17 protein-coding genes and 2 pseudogenes are annotated in these 17,291 nt (G+C 65.8%); 11 read left to right on the top strand and 8 right to left on the bottom strand.

Annotated elements, in window-relative coordinates; genetic code table 11:
- Positions 1 to 102 precede the first annotated feature (102 nt).
- The 4 genes from HMPREF0591_RS11090 to HMPREF0591_RS11075 form a co-directional block, all read right to left on the bottom strand.
- Entirely contained in the window at positions 103 to 948 is an 846-nt protein-coding gene (locus tag HMPREF0591_RS11090) for an MlaE family ABC transporter permease (RefSeq protein ID WP_081656367.1), read from the bottom strand.
- Between the two features lie 22 nt (positions 949 to 970).
- Positions 971 to 1,789, bottom strand: a complete 819-nt coding sequence (locus HMPREF0591_RS11085; protein ID WP_036454648.1) for an MlaE family ABC transporter permease — start codon at positions 1,787 to 1,789, stop codon at positions 971 to 973.
- A 374-nt stretch (positions 1,790 to 2,163) separates the two neighbouring features.
- Positions 2,164 to 3,369 (bottom strand): CaiB/BaiF CoA transferase family protein, encoded by a 1,206-nt coding sequence (locus HMPREF0591_RS11080; protein WP_007168625.1) that lies wholly within the window; start codon positions 3,367 to 3,369, stop codon positions 2,164 to 2,166.
- Positions 3,366 to 4,892, bottom strand: coding sequence for an aldehyde dehydrogenase family protein (locus HMPREF0591_RS11075; RefSeq protein ID WP_007168624.1), 1,527 nt, complete (start codon positions 4,890 to 4,892; stop codon positions 3,366 to 3,368). The genes HMPREF0591_RS11080 and HMPREF0591_RS11075 overlap by 4 nt, the downstream gene beginning before the upstream one ends.
- A 282-nt stretch (positions 4,893 to 5,174) precedes the next feature.
- Between HMPREF0591_RS11075 and HMPREF0591_RS11070 the strand changes: the two genes are divergently transcribed.
- The 4 genes and pseudogenes from HMPREF0591_RS11070 to HMPREF0591_RS11055 all read left to right on the top strand — a co-directional run bounded on the left by HMPREF0591_RS11070 (position 5,175) and on the right by HMPREF0591_RS11055 (position 7,998).
- Positions 5,175 to 5,876, top strand: a complete 702-nt coding sequence (locus HMPREF0591_RS11070; RefSeq protein WP_007168623.1) for an SDR family NAD(P)-dependent oxidoreductase — start codon at positions 5,175 to 5,177, stop codon at positions 5,874 to 5,876.
- A 30-nt stretch (positions 5,877 to 5,906) separates the two neighbouring features.
- A complete protein-coding gene (locus HMPREF0591_RS11065; protein WP_007168622.1) occupies positions 5,907 to 6,101 on the top strand; it encodes a ferredoxin in 195 nt (64 codons plus the stop codon).
- A 21-nt stretch (positions 6,102 to 6,122) separates the two neighbouring features.
- Positions 6,123 to 7,487: a cytochrome P450 gene (locus HMPREF0591_RS11060; protein ID WP_007168621.1), complete on the top strand. Its 1,365-nt coding sequence runs from the start codon at positions 6,123 to 6,125 to the stop codon at positions 7,485 to 7,487.
- Positions 7,488 to 7,566: 79 nt separating this feature from the next.
- Positions 7,567 to 7,998 (top strand): annotated as a pseudogene (locus tag HMPREF0591_RS11055) (hypothetical protein).
- A gap of 188 nt (positions 7,999 to 8,186) precedes the next feature.
- Here HMPREF0591_RS11055 and HMPREF0591_RS11050 read toward each other — a convergent pair.
- Positions 8,187 to 8,765 carry a transposase gene (locus HMPREF0591_RS11050; protein WP_197095506.1) on the bottom strand — a complete coding sequence of 193 codons (579 nt, stop codon included), beginning with the start codon at positions 8,763 to 8,765 and terminating at the stop codon, positions 8,187 to 8,189.
- On the opposite strand from HMPREF0591_RS11050, the pseudogene HMPREF0591_RS11045 reads away from it, so the two are divergent.
- A pseudogene (locus HMPREF0591_RS11045) lies at positions 8,752 to 9,322 on the top strand (hypothetical protein). The gene HMPREF0591_RS11050 and the pseudogene HMPREF0591_RS11045 overlap by 14 nt on opposite strands.
- Positions 9,323 to 9,344: 22 nt before the next feature.
- Here the strand turns inward: HMPREF0591_RS11045 and HMPREF0591_RS11040 are convergent.
- Both HMPREF0591_RS11040 and HMPREF0591_RS11035 read right to left on the bottom strand, forming a co-directional pair.
- Entirely contained in the window at positions 9,345 to 10,520 is a 1,176-nt protein-coding gene (locus HMPREF0591_RS11040; protein ID WP_007168616.1) for an acyl-CoA dehydrogenase family protein, read from the bottom strand.
- Complete coding sequence (locus tag HMPREF0591_RS11035; protein WP_007168615.1) at positions 10,504 to 11,502, bottom strand: acyl-CoA dehydrogenase family protein; 999 nt, start codon at positions 11,500 to 11,502, stop codon at positions 10,504 to 10,506. The genes HMPREF0591_RS11040 and HMPREF0591_RS11035 overlap by 17 nt, the downstream gene beginning before the upstream one ends.
- 218 nt (positions 11,503 to 11,720) lie before the next feature.
- Between HMPREF0591_RS11035 and HMPREF0591_RS11030 the strand changes: the two genes are divergently transcribed.
- The 6 genes from HMPREF0591_RS11030 (at position 11,721) to HMPREF0591_RS11005 (ending at position 16,793) form a co-directional block, all read left to right on the top strand.
- Entirely contained in the window at positions 11,721 to 12,101 is a 381-nt protein-coding gene (locus HMPREF0591_RS11030; protein WP_007168614.1) for a carboxymuconolactone decarboxylase family protein, read from the top strand.
- An 8-nt stretch (positions 12,102 to 12,109) separates the two neighbouring features.
- Positions 12,110 to 13,003: an NAD(P)-dependent oxidoreductase gene (locus tag HMPREF0591_RS11025; RefSeq protein ID WP_007168613.1), complete on the top strand. Its 894-nt coding sequence runs from the start codon at positions 12,110 to 12,112 to the stop codon at positions 13,001 to 13,003.
- A gap of 240 nt (positions 13,004 to 13,243) precedes the next feature.
- Positions 13,244 to 14,335: an amidohydrolase family protein gene (locus HMPREF0591_RS11020; protein ID WP_036455464.1), complete on the top strand. Its 1,092-nt coding sequence runs from the start codon at positions 13,244 to 13,246 to the stop codon at positions 14,333 to 14,335.
- Between the two features lie 29 nt (positions 14,336 to 14,364).
- Positions 14,365 to 15,510, top strand: a complete 1,146-nt coding sequence (locus HMPREF0591_RS11015; protein ID WP_007168611.1) for an amidohydrolase family protein — start codon at positions 14,365 to 14,367, stop codon at positions 15,508 to 15,510.
- 1 nt (position 15,511) lies between these two features.
- Positions 15,512 to 15,910: a Rieske (2Fe-2S) protein gene (locus HMPREF0591_RS11010; RefSeq protein ID WP_007168610.1), complete on the top strand. Its 399-nt coding sequence runs from the start codon at positions 15,512 to 15,514 to the stop codon at positions 15,908 to 15,910.
- A gap of 16 nt (positions 15,911 to 15,926) precedes the next feature.
- Positions 15,927 to 16,793, top strand: a complete 867-nt coding sequence (locus HMPREF0591_RS11005) for an alpha/beta fold hydrolase (RefSeq protein WP_007168609.1) — start codon at positions 15,927 to 15,929, stop codon at positions 16,791 to 16,793.
- A 5-nt stretch (positions 16,794 to 16,798) separates the two neighbouring features.
- Here HMPREF0591_RS11005 and HMPREF0591_RS11000 read toward each other — a convergent pair whose 3' ends face one another.
- A complete protein-coding gene (locus HMPREF0591_RS11000; RefSeq protein WP_040622334.1) occupies positions 16,799 to 17,272 on the bottom strand; it encodes a hypothetical protein in 474 nt (157 codons plus the stop codon).
- Positions 17,273 to 17,291 lie beyond the last annotated feature (19 nt).

The following is a 17,291-nucleotide window of genomic DNA, read 5'->3' as shown; positions in this document are numbered from 1 at the left end:
CCGAGTGGCGGCGGGGCGGCGCCGCGACTGATCTCGCGCTGCTGCTGGTGTCAGAGCGGTGAGTAGGGCCGGGCCCGGGACGCTCCGTCAAGTCACATCCTCCTACCCGGACAAGTGGAAGTTGCCGTTGGAGCCGTATATAGACAGCGACACCAGCAGTGTTACTGATACGACCACGATCAGCGACGTCCGTACCGCGTTCCCGGTCGCGACGCCGACTCCGGCTGGACCGCCCGAAGCAAAATAACCGAAGTACGTGTGGATCAGCAAGATTGTGATCGCCATCAGGACGGCCTGCAGGAACGACCACAACAAGTCGATCGGGTTGAGGAAGGTCGTGAAGTAATGCTGGTACAGGCCGCCCGATTGGCCGAAGAGGACGACGGTCGTGAACTGGCTGGCGAGGAAGGACAGGATGACGGCGATGGAATACAGCGGTGTGATCGCCATCATCCCTGCCGCGATCCTGGTGCTGACCAGATACGAAATAGGCCGGATCGCCATGGATTCCAACGCGTCGATTTCTTCGTTGATCCGCATCGCGCCGAGCTGCGCGGTCACACCGGCACCGAAGGTCGCCGCCAGACCGATTCCGGCGACGATTGGCGCTGCGATTCGAACGTTGATGAAGGCGGCCAGGAAACCGGTCAGCGCCTCGATGCCGATATTGCCCAGCGAGCTGTAACCCTGTACTGCCAGCGTGCCGCCCGCCGCCAGCGTCAAGAAGCCGACGATCACTAGCGTGCCGCCGATCATGGCCAAAGTTCCCGCGCCCATGCTGATTTCGGCGATGAGGCGGATGACCTCTCGCCGGTAGTGGCGCACCGCGAAAGGGACCCCGGCAAGCGCCTTGCCGTAGAAGAGGGTGTGGTCGCCGATGCGGCCGAGAGTGCCGACCGGCTTTTCGATTTGCCGCGTCAGGCGCGGATAAGCGGCTCGTAACGTCATCATGGCGTGCGTCTCCACCTCCTCAGTGACCCTTGGCTGACATTCGGATGCCGATCGCGGTGACGACCACGTTCACGACGAACAACGACATGAACGCGTACACGACCGTCTCATTGACAGCGTTGCCGACGGCCTTGGCGCCGCCGCCTGTGATCGTCAGCCCGCGATAGCACGCGACCAAGCCGGCGATCAGGCCGAAAAGCGCTGCCTTGACGCAAGAAATGATTACCTCGGGAACACCGGTTAGCAGGGTGATGCCAGCGGCGAACGCCCCCGGGTTGACGTCTTGAACGAACACCGAAAAAACGTAGCCGCCCACAATCCCGATGATGACGACCAGGCTGTTGAGCAGCAGGGCCACCAGCCCAGCCGCGAGCATACGAGGCGTCACCAGTCGTTGCACCGGGTTGATTCCCAGCACCTCCATCGCATCGATCTCTTCCCGGATCGTTCGCGAACCCAAGTCGGCACACATCGCCGTGGAACCCGCCCCCGCCACGATCAACACCGTTACCAGTGGACCAACTTGGGTGACCGCACCAAAGGCGGCGCCGGCGCCGGACAGATCCGCGGCACCCAGTTCCCGCAACAGAATGTTGAGGGTGAAGCTGACCAACACGGTGAACGGAATGGCAACCAGTAGCGTCGGTGCGATCGCAACGCGCGCAACGAACCACGACTGCTCCAAGAACTCGCGCCATTGAAAGGGTCGGCGAAAGACGAATTTGATCGCGTCGGCCGACATCGCAAATAGGCCGCCGACCGCCTCCATCGGTTTGGAGCCGCGTCCCAACGAGATGCCCCCCGTCCATCGCTCCGGGCCGGCTCGCCTAATCGCCATCGATCTCAGCTCCTTCCAGCATTTTTCAGACCGACAGTCTCATTCTTCAATCTTTTCCGTTGCGCCGGCTGCTGGAAGGTCGGTCGATCCGACCGCCACGAACTCACGCCTTCGATCGCGAAATGCGTAGCGGACAGCCACATTCCGGCCTCTACCTCTGGCGTGACAACCTCTACGATCCTCACGCCCCGCCTCCGTCCTGTCGCGTGAGTTGGACCTTCGAAGCGAGGGGCCCCACGTCTCGAAGCGTCCGGCGATTATGACTCATGCCGCGTCCCGGTGGAACCGAAAACTCGAAACCGTTATCCGGCAGCCCATCGGAGGACAAGCGGCGCGCGGCTCAGGCATTTCACACAGCTCCGTCCCTATAGCACTCAAGTGACGGCGCCGGCCGTCTTGAGTTCGATGATGCGGTCCCAATCGAGCCCGAGCTCCATCAGAATCTCGTCGGTCTGCTCGGCGAATGCTGGGGCCGGCCCGGTCTGTGGCGCTGCGACGTCGAACTGTACCGGGTTGGCCACCAGGTCGAGTTCGCCTGCATGAACAAGGTAGTCGTTCGCCCGGATCTGCGCGTCGTCGACCGCCTGCAAGGTGTCCTGCACGGGCGCCCACGGACCGGCAAGCGTGACAAAGCGTTCGCTCCACTCGGCAAGGGTGCGGGTGCCGATGGCCTTGGTGAGGATTTCCACCGCGTCCGCCGTATTGGCGGCGATGTTTTCCACCGTGGCGAAGCGCGGATCGTCGGCGAGCTCCGGCAGGTCGACATGCCGGCATACGTCGGCCCAGAACTTGGTGGGCTGCATCATCACGAACGAGATGTAGCGTTCGTCGGACGTGGTGTAGAGGCCCACCAATGGGTTGTTCGGGGCGCCGTGCACGCCCGGCGGAGGCGCTTCCATCCGCTGCCCCAGGTGCTTCGTCAGCGCGACCGTGTGTCCCATCGACCACAGGCCGCTGCCCAGCAGCGACACGTCCACGATGGACGCTTCGCCGGTGCGCTCCCGCTTGAGCAGCGCGGCCGCGATGCCGCCGGCGAGGTTGGTGCCGGAGATGGTGTCGCCGTAGGCCGGGCCGGGGGGCGCGATCATGCCGGGCATCCCCGCCGGGGTGATTGTCGCGGCGGTTCCGGCCCTGCACCAGAAGGCGGTCATGTCGTAGCCGCCCTTGTCTGACTCGGGGCCGCGCGGACCGAGCGCGCTCCCGCGGGCGTAGACGATCTTCGGGTTGACCGTACGAATGTCCTCGATGTCGATGCCGAACTTCTTCCGGTGAGCGGGAAGAAAACTGGTCAGGAAGACGTCGGAGCGGCGGGCAAGCTCGTAGAGCACCTCCTTGCCCTCGGGCACCGACATGTCCAGGCCGATGCTGCGCTTGCCCCGGTTGGCGTGCTCGATGTTGGGGTTCGGGTCGCCCTCGACGCGCAGCATGCCGGTCTGGCGCAGTCCGCGCTGGGGGTCGCCCGTCACCGCGTGCTCGACCTTGACCACGTCCGCGCCCCACTCGGCGAGCACGGCGCCGGCCGAAGGGACGAAGCCGTACATGGCCACTTCCAGGACGCGGATCCCCTCCAGCGGCCTCATGCCCGGGCCCCCGCGGCCGGCACCGCAAACGTCTTGCTCTCCAAGAGCTCCTCCAGCCCGGCAACCCCCATCTCGCGACCCACCCCCGACTGCTTGAAGCCCCCGAACGGGCTGTCCGCGCCGAAGTAGTTGCCGCCGTTGATGGAGAAGGAACCGGCCCGGATCCGGCGCGCCACGGCGAGCGCCCGGTCCTGGTCGCCGCCGAAGACGGCGCCCGCCAGCCCGTAGATCGAGTTGTTGGCGATGCGCACTGCGTCGTCGTCATCGTCGAATGCGATCACGACCAGCACCGGCCCGAAGATCTCCTCCTGCGCGATCTCGCTGTCGGGATCGACGTCGGTGAGCAGCGTCGGTGCATAGAAGTAGCCGGGATCCAACCGCTTGCCGCCGGTGACCAGGGTCGCGCCGGCGGCCACCGCCCGCTGGACCATGCCGTCGACCTTGTCCCGCTGGCGTTCGTTGATCAACGGCCCCATGAAGGTTTTCGGATCGGCCGGGTCACCATGGCGCACCTTGGCGAAGTTCTGCGCGATCAAGTCGACGATCTCGTCGTGGTGCGACCGGGGCACCAGCAGCCGCGACGTCAGCGCGCACCCCTGCCCCGCGTGGGTCACCATGCTGAACGCCGCGAACATGGCCGCGCTCGTGAAGTCGGCGTCGTCGAGGATGATGGCCGCCGACTTGCCGCCCAATTCCAGGAAGACGCGCTTGACCGTCTCGCTCGCCGCGGCCATGATCTTGCGCCCGACCGCCGTCGATCCTGTGAAGGTGACGACGTCGACGTCGGGACTGGTGGTCAACGCCTCACCCGCCTCGGGACCCGACGAGCTCAGCACGTTGACCACGCCGGCCGGTATGTCGGTGTGTGCGGCGATCAGCTCGCCGAGCGCCAGTGTGACCAACGGTGTGTCCGGCGCGCCCTTGAGGACGACGGTGCACCCGGCGGCGAGCGCCGGGGCCAGCTTCGCCAGCGCCAACTGGTTCGGGTAGTTGTAGGCGATGATCGCCGCGACCACCCCGGCCGCTTCCTTCTCCACCCAGCGGTGGTGGAGCATGCCCCGCGATTCTTTCTCGCCGAGGTCGTCGGAGAACTCATAGCCGCGAAGTAGGTCCGCGTAGAAGCGCACGATGCCGATCGGCTCGTCGAGCTGAGCGCCCTGGGTCAGCGCCCGCGTGGCGCCGACCTCGGCGATGGTGAGCTCGCGCAACTCGTCGGCGTGCTCGACCAGCACCCGGTGCAGCTGGTCGAGGCAGCGGATCCGCAACTCGACGTCGGTGGACCAACGGGTGGTGTCGAACGCATGCCGGGCCGCCGCGATCGCCGCTTGGGCCTCGCCGGCACCGGCGTCCGGAGCGTGCCCGATGACCGCACCGGTGGCGGGATTAATCGACGGAAAAGTCTTGTCGGCGGTGACCAGGCGGCCACCGATCAACAGCCGGCGGTCGGCGTGTGACTCAGGCGCGGCATCCGCGATGGTCGCTGTGGCTCCAGCGGCGGGCTCTGCCGTGTCCTGGGCAGGCATTCCGTACCCCCTAATGTGGTGACGGTCACGATAATTTCATTCTCTTCCCCGGCGAGTCTTACATTCGAGTCTCGATAATTCAAGAAACTCTCAGGATTGAAGGCGGGCCCCTGACCAGCGACGCAAGCGCCCGTCCGCCGCCGCGTAGGGCGCCTCGAAGCAGGCCGAACAGGGTTTCCCGGGCGTGTTGCAACCCGATCTTCCGTGAGAGTAAGGTTCTCATAATCGTAAGCGAGATTCTTTGTGGCTGAGACGGTCACCTGTGGAGTAGAGGTCTCAAACGTGAAGACTGCGGTGGTCACCGGTGGCGGATCCGGCATCGGTCTTGCCGTGGCGCAGCGGTTGCGCGCCGACGGCCTGGACGTCGCCACGATCGACCTGCGACCGTCGGACGACGACCATTCGTTCACCGCGGACGTCACCGATCGATCGCAGGTGGACGCCGCGTTCGCGGCCATCCGCGCCAAGCTCGGGCCGGTCACGGTTCTCGTCAATGCCGCGGGTCTGGACGGATTCAAGCGCTTCAACAACATCACGTTCGACGACTGGCAACGGGTGATCGACGTCAACCTCAACGGGGTGTTCCACACCATTCAGGCCGTGCTGCCCGACATGATCGAGACGCAGTGGGGGCGCATCGTCAACATCTCCTCCTCGAGCACGCATTCCGGCGCGCCGTACATGAGCCATTACGTGGCGGCCAAGTCCGCCGTCAACGGGCTCACCAAGTCCCTGGCCCTCGAGTACGGCCCCGCCGGCATCACGGTCAACGCGGTGCCGCCGGGCTTCATCGACACCCCGATGTTGCGCGCCGCGGAGAAGAACGGCTTCCTGGGCGACATCGAGGAGACCATCGCGCGGACCCCGGTGCGCCGGATGGGCAAGCCCGAAGACATCGCGGCGGCATGCGCTTTCCTGGTCTCCGAAGAGGCCGGCTACATCACCGGTCAGATCCTCGGCGTCAACGGCGGCCGCAACACCTGAGCCGGCAAGGAACCACCACAAGGAGACACCGTGAAGGTCTGGGTTGATCCAGAACGCTGTCAGGGCCACACCCTGTGCGCGATGATCGCGCCGGAGTCCTTTCAGCTCAGCGACATCGACGGCAGTTCGTCCGCGGTCGACGAAGTGGTGCCTACCGAGCGCGAGGACCAGGTTCGCGAAGCCGCGCAGTCCTGCCCGGAGCAGGCCATCATCATCACCGAATGACACATAAAGGGAGACAGAGCTTTGAGTGTCGGCGACGCGGTCAGCGATAGCGACCGCAAGAAGAAGCGGTATCAGTTCGAGCGGCATTCCCCGGAATACCGGTCGAACTTCAAGGCCATCACCGAAGAGATGCACGCCAAGTGCCCGATGGCCTGGAGCGACGCCTACGGCGGCCACTGGGTGGCGGCCGGAAGCCACGAGGTGTTCGAACTGGCTCGCTGCCCGGCGGTCTCCAACGATCACGATGTCAACAACGAACGCCGCGGCTACAAAGGCATTTCGATTCCGACGGCCAGCCGGATCAACGGGGTACGCGGCGGCATCTTGGAGATGGACGACCCCGAGCACCGCATCTATCGCAACGTGCTCAACCCCTACCTGTCACCGGCAGCGGTCAAGCGCTGGAAGCCGTTCATCGACGACGTGACCCGCGCCTGCCTCGACGAGAAGATCGAGGAAGGCCAGATCGACTTCGTCGACGACCTGGCCAATGTCGTGCCCGCGGTTCTGACACTGGCCATGCTGGGCATCCCACTGAAGAACTGGCAGATGTACAGCGAGCCCACCCATGCGGCCGTCTACACCCCCGAACACTCCCCGGATATCCAGCGGGTCACCGAGATGCACCGGCAGATGGGGCTCGACCTGGTCAACAACATGATCGAGATTCGCCAGAACCCGCGACCCGGCATCGTCAACGCCCTGCTGGAGATGCGGATCGACGGGCAGCCCGCCCCCGACCTGGAAATCCTCGGCAACCTCGGCCTGGTCATCGGCGGCGGCTTCGACACCACCACGGCGCTGACCGCCCATTCCCTGGAATGGCTCTCGGAGCACCCCGATCAACGCGAGTTGCTCAGCAAGCAACGCGATACCCTGCTCGACCCGGCGACCGAGGAATTCCTGCGGTACTTCACCCCGGCCCCCGGCGACGGCCGAACCTTCTCCGACGACGTCGAACTCGACGGCACCCAGTTCAAGGAGGGGGAACGGCTGTGGATCTCGTGGGCCATGGCCAACCGGGACCCAGCGGTGTTCAAAGACCCGGACGAGATCGTGCTGGACCGAAAGGGTAATCGCCACTTCAGCTTTGGCCTCGGCGTCCACCGGTGCATCGGATCCAACGTGGCTCGCACCGTGTTCAAATCGATGCTGACGGCCGTTCTCGACCGGATGCCCGACTATCACTGCGACCCCGAGGGCACCATCCACTACGAGACCATCGGCGTCATCCAGGGCATGCGCAAGCTGCCGGCCGGCTTCACCCCCGGCCGCAAGATCGGGGCCGGCCTGGACGAGACGCTGGAGAAATTGCAGCGCATTTGCGACCAACAAGAACTTGCCAGGCCGATAACCGAACGCAAGGAGGCCGCCGTCATCGACTGAGCCGTTGCCCCCCGCAATTTGCCGAGTAGGCCTGTTCGGTGGGACCGCGCCCGATATTGGGTCAACCGCTTGTGCAGAGATGGGCGACGCATCGGTGAAGACTCTTGCTGTGAGCCTTGCGCTTGCCACGGCCGCGCTGATTCTTAATGCCACCGCACGCGCGGACATGCAGATCGGCAACTATCGGCTGGACACCCCCGCGATCCGAGCCACAGCTGGACCTCTGCGATTCGACCGTGCCGATATGACCAGGACCGGAATGCCTGACGGTCAAGCGATCGCGCAACCCAACGGGCAGGCGGCGTTTTGGAAGTCGGACGCCCACCTGGCCAACGGCCGCTACACCATGGCCGACGGTGTGCGCTGCGCGGTCCAGTTCTTCCCGTCGCATGACGTGTACACGTGGGACGCGGCGACGCTGGCGGGTCAGGTGGACTCGACGTTCGACACGGGCTGCAGTGGCGGACCGGGTAGCACCAACAGTTCACAGTTCTGGCTCGTGCGATGGTAGCCGCGTGAACGCACAGGGGTCAGTCGAATCATGGTGGCAACGGGCAGCAAGCGCGATGGCTGACGCCAAGAAACCGCCGCGAGATCCGGCCACCTCGAAGGCCGACACGATGGCCTTGATCGAGGAAGCCGAGGCCGAAGCCGCCGAAGCTGAAGCGCTAGTGGTCACGGTCGTTAGTTCGTCGGGGGTTATGCGGCGTGCAGGCTGGTGTCGTTGAGGTCGAGGCGGTTCAGGAAGGCGTTGAGGTCGTCTCGGGTGTAGGTCCAGTCGAATGGTGTCGCGGTGCTGTTGTAGCGGTCCTGAAAGCCGATGATGCGTTCGGAGAGTTGGTCGAGGTCGGCGAAGTCGTTGGGGTTGATGGCTTTTCGCTGCAGTATCGAGAAGTAGATTTCCACCTGGTTGAGCCAGGACGCATGGATCGGGAGGTGTATCAGGGTCGCGGTGGGCCAGGCCGTGTTCAGGCGTTCGATCGAGCGCGCCCCGTTGTGGGACGACCCGTTGTCGACGACCCAGAACACCCGTCGGGCCGAGGCATATGGTTCGGTCGTCATGACGTGGGCCACCAACTTCTCGAAGGGTTCGATGCCGGTCTTGGGGGCGATCTGGCCAAGCACTCGGGCGTGGTGGACGTCGTAGGCGGCGAAGTAGGCCAGGGTGCCACCGCGGCGGTACTCGAACTCGACGCGTCGGGTGTGTCCTGGTGCGGGCGGTTGTCCCCGGTGGCGGCGGTGCAGGGCTTGCAGCTGCGATGCCGTGAGCGAAGACACCCGCGACGTCGACACCGCCGACGATTCCGCCCCGCCGACCAAACGGGATGCGGGTGACGGGACCCGCGTGCGGCGCAGGTTGAAAGTCGTTCCCGTCGTTCTAATCTTGCTGCTGCTGATTCCGCCGGTGCGGCCACGTGGCTGTACTTCGAGTACTACCGGCCCGACAGACAAACCGACGCCTGCGTCGCGAACGCGGTCGTCGGTGCGGCGTCCGACGGCACGGTCGCGTTGCTGTTCTACTCGCCCGACACGCTCGACAAAGACTTTGCGGCCGCGAAGTCACACCTTTCCGCGACTTCCTCTCGTACTACAACCAGTTCACCGACCAGATCGTCGCCCCGGCGGCCAAACAGAAGTCGCTGCAGGCCAGCGCTCGGGAGATCGGCGCCGCGGTCTCGGAGTTGCGGCCCGACTCGGCGGTCGTGCTGGTGCTGGTCGACCAGAGCACCACCAGCAAGGACAACCCCGACCCGGCGATGACGTCCAGCAGCGTGCTGGTGAGTCTGGCGCGGATCAACGGCCAGTGGCTGATCACCAAATTCGACCCGGTCTAGCCACCCGCATTGCCCTGGGCGGCTAACCCCGCGGGAGCCCGAGCACCCGCTGGGCGATGATGTTGCGCTGGATCTCCGAGGTGCCCCCGGCGATGGTCCCGGAAAAGCTGCGGGCGTAACGCTCGAACCAGCTGGCGAAATAATGGTCGAGGTTCATGTGCGCGTACGGCCCGGTCTGCCCCGGGTGGACGAGTCCGTCGGATCCCGCCGATGTCAGCGCCAGCTCCATGCCACGCAGTTCGGCCTCGGACCCGAGCAGCTTGAGCACCGAGATCGCGGCCACGTCGTCTTCGCCGCGCGCGGCACGCGCCAACGCCACCGAGCCCAACAGCCGCAGCGCCTGCTTGTCCATGATGGTGCTCGCGTACTGGTCGCGCTCGACCTCGGTGTGGGGCCGGAAGTCGTCGATCATGTTGTCGAGGCGATCGGCGAAACCCAGCCACATCATCGTGCGCTCATGCCCCAGCGACCCGTTGGCCACCCGCCAGCCCTGGTCGAGCTCCCCGACCAGGTTCTCCGCCGGCACCCGCACGTCGGTGAAGAAGACCTCGTTGAAATCCAGATCGTCGGCACCGCAGAGCGACGGGAACGGCCGGCGCACCAGGCCCGGGCTGTCGGTGGGGATGACCAGTGCGCTGATTCCCTTGTGCTTGGGGGCATCCGGGTTGGTGCGGACAAAGGTCAGCAGCACGTCGGCGTCGTGCGCTCCCGACGTCCACACCTTCTGGCCGTTGACCACGAAGTGATCGCCGTCCAGCACCGCGCGCGTGCGCAGCGACGCCAGGTCGGAGCCCGCGCTGGGTTCGCTCATCCCGAGCGAGGCCGTGATCTCGGCCCGCAGGATCGGCACCGCCCAACGCCGCTTCTGTTCCTCGCTGCCGAACGACAACAGCGACGCCGCAACGATATTCACGCCCTGCGGGTTGAAGCTGTGGTAGATGCGACGGCGGCTGAGCTCCTCGAGGTAGACGAACTGCTGGATGACCGTCGCGTTGCGACCGCCGAACTCGGGCGGCTGGCCGGGCAGGAGCCAGCCGTTGTCGAACAGCAGCCGCTGCCAGTCGCGCGCCCACCGAGGCATGTGCGATACCGACCGCGGGCGCTCGAGCGTTTCGCTTGCGGCAGGCAGATTCTCGTCGAGGAAGGCCGAGAACTGCGCCCGGAACTCCTCGACGTCGGAATCAAAAGTCAGCTGCACGGTATTCCTCCGCGATGCGCGCCCGGTGCTCGGCCGCGCCACCGAGCATCAGCTCGCCGGCTTTGGCTCGCTTCAGCGCGAACTGCAGATCGTTCTCCCAGGTGAATCCCATTGCGCCATGGAGCTGTAACCCGTGGCGGAACACCAGCGACTGGCACTCCCCCGCCGACGCCTTGGCCATCGCCGCCGCCAGCCGGCGGCGGGGATCGTCGGCGGCGATCGTCAGCGCCGCGAAGTACGCCAGTGCCCGGGCCCGTTCCACCGCGACGTGCATGTCCGCGGCCTTGTGCTGAACGGCCTGGAACGAGCCGATCGGCACACCGAATTGCTGACGGCTGCGGACGTGTTCGAGCACCAGGTCGAGAATGCGTTGGCAGGCGCCGACCATGGTGATCGCCATGCCAGTGAGCGCCAGGTGGCGCGCGCGCTCGGGGTCGACCGTGAGCCGGGCGGCGTCGGGCACCCGGACCTCGCAGAACGACAGGTCGGCGACGTGCAGGACGGGGTCGAAGACCGCGGAGCGACGCGCCGACACCTGGTTCGACGCGGTGAGGAACACCCCGGCGTCGGTAACCACCGCCAGCCGGTCGACGCGGTCGCCGTCGAGCACATGGCGGGCCGTACCGTCCAGCACCCAGCCGTCCGCGTCCCGATGCGCCGCCACCCCGGTGTACACGGCGGTACCCGACTCGTGCGGGTCGAAGTGCGCGGCCGCCAACGGGGCGTACTGGCTCATCGTCGCCAGGAAAGGGGTGGGGTCGGTGGCGCGTCCGAGCTCTTCGAGCACGATGGCCAGCTCGACGGCGCTTTCCGGATCGCTCAGCTCGGTCCAGCCCTGGTCGACATAGGACTTCCACAACGGGCTCGGGTCGACGCCGTCTTCCGCCACGCCGCGCACCAGCGAGGGCGGGCACTGCTTGGCGACGGCGTCGCGAACGGTCTTCTGCCACAGCCGCTGATCGGCATCGAACTCCAACAGCATGAAGGCCGCCTCCTGTCATCACCGCCGAGGCGAGAATATCATTCTCGTCGGTGGAAGTAATAATCTCGCAAATGGATTATGGGGTGACCGAGGCGGCCGAGCGAGCTCCCGGCGGGGCGCATCGAGCCTCGGGTGCGGGCCGCGCACAGTGTCCGCGATGCAAGACTGCGGTCACGGCGATTCCGGCGCGCCGACCTCCACGACGAAGGAGTAGACCATTGGATCGCGAAACCTACCAGCGGGGCCTGCACATTCGCTCCGAAGTGCTCGGCGAGGATTACGTCAACCGCGCGCTGGCCGACGCGGACGAGTTCACCAAGCCCCTGCAGGATCTCGTCACCGAATACTGTTGGGGCGCGGTGTGGGGCCGCGAGGAGCTGCCCCGCAAGACGCGCAGCATGCTCAACCTGGCGATGATCTCGGTGCTCAATCGGCCGAACGAATTGCGGACGCACGTCAGGGCCGCACTGACGAACGGCGTCACCCGCGACGAGATCCGCGAGGTCTTCCTGCAGGTGGCCATCTACGCCGGTGTGCCCGCCGCTGTCGACAGCTTCCGCATCGCGCGTGAGGCGTTCGCCGAAGCCGACCGGGACTAGGGCTCGTCGTGGAGGTCGGATTCATCGGGTTGGGCAACATGGGATTTCCCATGGCGCGCCGCCTGATTCAGGAGGGCCACGATGTCGTCGCCTTCGACACGCGCGAGGGGGCACTCGAGCGCATCGTCGCCGAGGGGGCGCTTCCGGCGTCATCGCCGAAAGAGGTCGCCGACCGCACCGAAACCGTCCTGGCGAGCCTGCCGACACCGCTCGCCTCGCTCGAGGTGGCCACCGGTGCCGCCGGCGTGATCGGGGGCGCACGAGTCAAGCGCTATGTCGACCTGTCCACCGTCGGCAGCCGGGTGGCGGTGCAGATCCACGACCGGCTCGCCGAGCGGGGCATCGCGACGATCGACAGCCCGGTCAGCGGCGGGGTCGCTGGGGCCGAGCGGGGCGCGCTCGCGGTCATGGTGTCCGGTCCGCGCGCCGACTTCGACGCCGTCCGGACCGCGCTCGAGGCGATCGGCCGGCCCCTCTACGTCGGGGCCAAACCCGGTTCGGCGCAGACGATGAAGCTCGCCAACAACATCCTGGCGGCCAACGTGCTGGCCGCCACCGCCGAGGTTGTCGTGATGGGCGTCAAGGCCGGCCTCGACCCCGACGTGATGATCGAGGTGCTCAACGCCGGGTCGGGCGCCACCAGCGCGAGCCGGGACAAATTCCCCCGGGCGATCCTCAACCGGACCTTCGACTACGGCTTCGCCACCGGCCTGATGGTCAAGGACGTGCGTCTGTACCTCGACGAGGCGGAAGCGCTCGCCGTGCCGACCGACGTCGCCGCAACGATCGGCCGGCTCTGGGCGAAGGTCGCGGACGACCAGGGCCCCGATTCGGACTTCACGACGGTGATCAAACCGCTGGAGAAGGCCGCCGGCGTGACCGTGGGCCGCACCTCTTCCTGACCGGGCGCCTCCGCACGACCCGGCCACTGTGACGACCCCTGCCCAAGGCGCGAGAATGGTATTATCCGGATTTAAGAACGATACTGGCGCCCGCGGCCCGAAAACCGCGACTACCAGCGACGATGACTAAACGAAATGCTTACCGAAAACCCGTTGATTGACCGCCGAGAAGAATGTTAGATTATCTATCATATGACCCGACTGGGTGCGCGTTGGCCGCCCGAGTCGAAGGATGGCTTCGTGATCGAACACGCTGACGGAACCCGCACACCGCTCATCGACGCGAGCGTGCACATTTTCTTTCCGTCCAACAAGGCGCTGCGCAAAACTCTCCGCGAGCCGTTCAAAAGCCGCGGGTTCCCCGATTACGAGATGGACTGGTATGGCGCTCCGGGCGGTGAGTACGCGCCCAACACCGAGGGCCCGGACGGGCAGTATCCCGGTTCGGATCCGGAATTCGTTGCCAATGAGCTCTTTTCGAAGCGTGGGGTCGACGTGGCGGTCCTGCACCCGATGGGGCGCGGCATCATGCCGGACCGCCACCTGGGCAGCGCGCTACACGCCGCCCACAACGAGATGATGGTGTCGAACTGGCTGGAGTCCCCCGACTTCGGCGAGCGATTCCGCGGCACCATCCGGGTGAACCCCGACGACATCCCCGGCGCGTTGCGCGAGATCGAGAGGTGGCGTGCGCATCCGCGCGTCGTCCAGATAGGCGTGCCGCTGCAATCCCGCGAGCTCTACGGCAAGCCACAATTCTGGCCGTTGTGGGAGGCCGCGGTCGACGCGGGACTTCCGGTGGCCGCGCACATCGAAGTCGGCAACGGGATCATGTTCCCGCCGACGCCGTCCGGCAACACCCGCACGTACGAGCAATACGTGAGCTTCATGGCGCTGAACTACATCTACCACCAGATGAACATGATCGCAGAGGGCGTGTTCGAGCGCTTTGCCGACCTGAAATTCGTCTGGGCCGACGGCGCCGCCGACTTCCTGACGCCGTTCATCTGGCGGATGGACACGTTCGGCCGGCCGCACCTGGAACAGACGCCGTGGGCGCCGCGGATTCCGAGCGACTACCTGCCCGGTCACGTGTATTTCGTTCAGGGCAGCCTCGACGGTCCCGGTGACGTCGAGTTCGCCGGCGAATGGTTCGGCTTCACCGGCAAGGACGACATGGTGATGTTCGGCTCGAGCTACCCGCACTGGCAGTTCGGTGACGCCGGCAAACTTCCCGGTGCGCTGTCGGCCGAACAGCGCGAGAAGGTGTGCTGGCGTAACGCGGCGCGGCTGTACGGGATAGACATCCCCGCCGGAGTCGGCGCACAGTAGGAGTAAGACGTGAGACCGAGGAGTTCAACATGACGTTGACCCATTCGCAGGAGCGGGTCCCCGCCGCGGAGTGCATAGCCGTCCGGTGCGTCGACTCGGACGTCCACCCGGCGCCCAAGCGGGGCGAGCTCGTCCCGTACATCCCCGAGCCCTGGCGCAGCAAGTACTTCCTCAACCGCAACGTGGGTGAGCTGATCTACTACGACGCTCCCGACTACGCGCACTCCTACGCGATGCGCGTGGATTCGTTCCCCGCCAACGGCGAGTTCCCCTGCAGCGACCCGGATATGGCGTTCCGCCAGCTCATCATGGAGGCGGGATCCGACATCGCGATCCTGGAACCCGCCGCCTACCCGGCACGCCTTCCCGAAGCGCAGCACGCGATGTCGTACGCGCTCAACGACTGGCAGGCCAATCACTGGCTCGACAGCCACAACAACTGGCACGAACGGTGGCGGGGCTCGATCTGCCTCGCCATCGAGGAGCCGGAAGCGTCGGTGCGCGAAATCGAGCGCTGGGCCGGGCATCCCTTCATGGCGCAGATCCTGATCAAGGCGGAGCCGAAGCCGTCCTGGGGTCATCCCAAATACGACCCCATCTGGGCCGCCGCCACCAAGCACGACATCACCGTCAGCTGCCACCTGTCGCGCAGCCAGTACGACGAGCTACCGATCCCGCCGGTGGGCTTCCCCAGCTACAACCACGACTTCATGGTCACCTACTCACTGCTGGCGGCCAACCAGGTGATGAGCCTGATCTTCGATGGCGTGTTCGACCGGTTCCCCACGCTGCGGATCGTGTTCGTCGAGCACGCGTTCTCCTGGATCCTGCCGCTGATGTGGCGCATGGATGCGATCTACGAAGCGCGCAAGTCGTGGGTGGACATCAAGCGCAAGCCGTCGGACTACGTCAAGGACCACATCAAGTTCACCACCCAGCCGCTGGACTACCCCGAGGACAAGACCGAGCTGACCCGCGCGCTGGAATGGATGGAGTGCGAGAAGATCCTGCTGTTCTCCTCGGACTACCCGCACTGGACGTTCGACGATCCGCGCTGGCTGGTCAAGCATCTGCCCAAGCATGCGCGGGACGCCGTGATGTACAAGAACGGCATTGCGACATACCACCTGCCCGAGACGGTTCCCGTCCTCGAGGGCCAGGTCCGGGTGCTCTGAGTTGACAGAGGAGACGAAACGGCCCGAGCCTCGCCTCGCCCAGGGCCGCGAACACGTAGTGGCGACGGTCGACGAAATCCCGCCGGGAACACACAAGTTGGTGCCGATCGGGCGGCACGGCGTCGGCGTCTACAACGTCAACGGCAGCTTCTATGCCATCGCGAATTATTGCCCGCACCAGGGCGGTCCGCTGTGTTCGGGCCGCGCCCGGGGGCGCACGATCGTCGACGAGACCGCCCCGGGCGACTCGGTCATGGTGCGTGACCTGGAGTACATCTACTGTCCTTGGCACCAATGGGGTTTCGAGCTGGCGACCGGCACCACCGCGGTCAAGCCCGAATGGAGTATCCGTACCTATCCGGTGCGCGTCGTCGGCGACGACGTCTTGGTGCAGGCCTAGACAACAGGAGAATCAGGTGCCTTCAATCGAGATCAACGGGGGAAACGTCGTCTACGAAATCCTCGGTGACTCCGGCGATCTCATTGCCCTGACGCCGGGCGGCCGGTTCAGCAAGGAGATCGAGGGCCTGCGTCCGCTCGCGGACGCGCTGGCCGCCGGCGGCTATCGCGTGTTGCTGTGGGACCGGCCCAACTGCGGTGCCTCCGACGTTCAGTTCTACGGCCAGAGCGAATCGCACATGCGTGCCGAGACGCTGCACAAGCTGGTGACCGGCCTGGGCTTCGAGCGCTGCATCCTCGCCGGCGGCTCCGGTGGCGCAAGGGATTCGATGCTCACCACGATGCTCTACCCCGAGATGGTCACCAAGCTCGTGGTGTGGAACATCGTCGGCGGCGTCTACGGCACGTTCGTGTTGGGCTCCTTCTACATCATCCCCAGCATTCTCGCGGTGCGCGGTACCGGGATGGACGGCGTGGTGAAGGTGCAGGAGTGGCGCGATCGCATCGAGGAAAACCCGAACAACAAGCAGCGGTTCCTCGACTTCGACTCTGGCGAGTTCCTCAAGGTGATGCTGCGCTGGCTCAACGCGTTCGTGTCCAAGCCGGGACAGACGATCCCGGGCGTCGACGACGAGATGTTCGACCGGATCACGGTGCCCACGTTGATCATCCGCGGCGGCGAGAACGACATGGACCACCCCAAGCGGACGTCGCTCGAGGTCAGCTGCCTGATCAAGGGGTCGAAGCTCATCGATCCGCCCTGGCCCGAGGACGCCTGGGAGCGTGCCGCCGAGGACCGCGCCGCGGGCCGGGTGCAGCACTTCAACATGTTCGACACGTGGGTGCAGGCCGCGCCCGCCATCCTCGAGTTCTTGGGGTCGTGATGCCGCTATACGGTCCGAATGTGGACCTCGCAGTTGAGCGAGGCCTCCAGAGCCGTGTGAATCCGGCTCTCCGGGATCCGTTCGAGGTCTTCCTCCCGCAGCGTCACGTACACGACGTCGAAGCCCTCGCCGCCGGGCGCCCGCTCGATCTCACCGGTCAGCCCGAAGCCCGACAGCACGCCCTGGGCGTCGTCGTCGGTTCCCCGGCTGATGAAGGTGACCACCCCCGGCACCGGCGTGCCACCGAACACCTTGGCGCACAATTCCATTGCGGTACCCTTGGCCGTGTCGCCGTCCTGGGCCGCGACCAACAATTCGACCTCACGGCGGCCCGCGGGCATGGCGGCGAGGTCGTTTGCCACCAGGCCGGCGCCCGACCGCCCCGCGAGTTCGAGGAGCGCCGCCATGCCGTCTCGTAGCTGCGCGGGCGTGAGGACGCGTTCCGGGTCAACGTTGACGCGCACCACCGCAGTTCGCATGTGCGCAAGCCTAACCATG

The organism is Mycobacterium parascrofulaceum ATCC BAA-614 (assembly GCF_000164135.1).
GTDB lineage: Bacteria > Actinomycetota > Actinomycetes > Mycobacteriales > Mycobacteriaceae > Mycobacterium > Mycobacterium parascrofulaceum.
The sequence above is the reverse complement of the archived record's forward strand: the minus strand, read 5'-3'. Positions and strand labels throughout refer to the sequence as shown.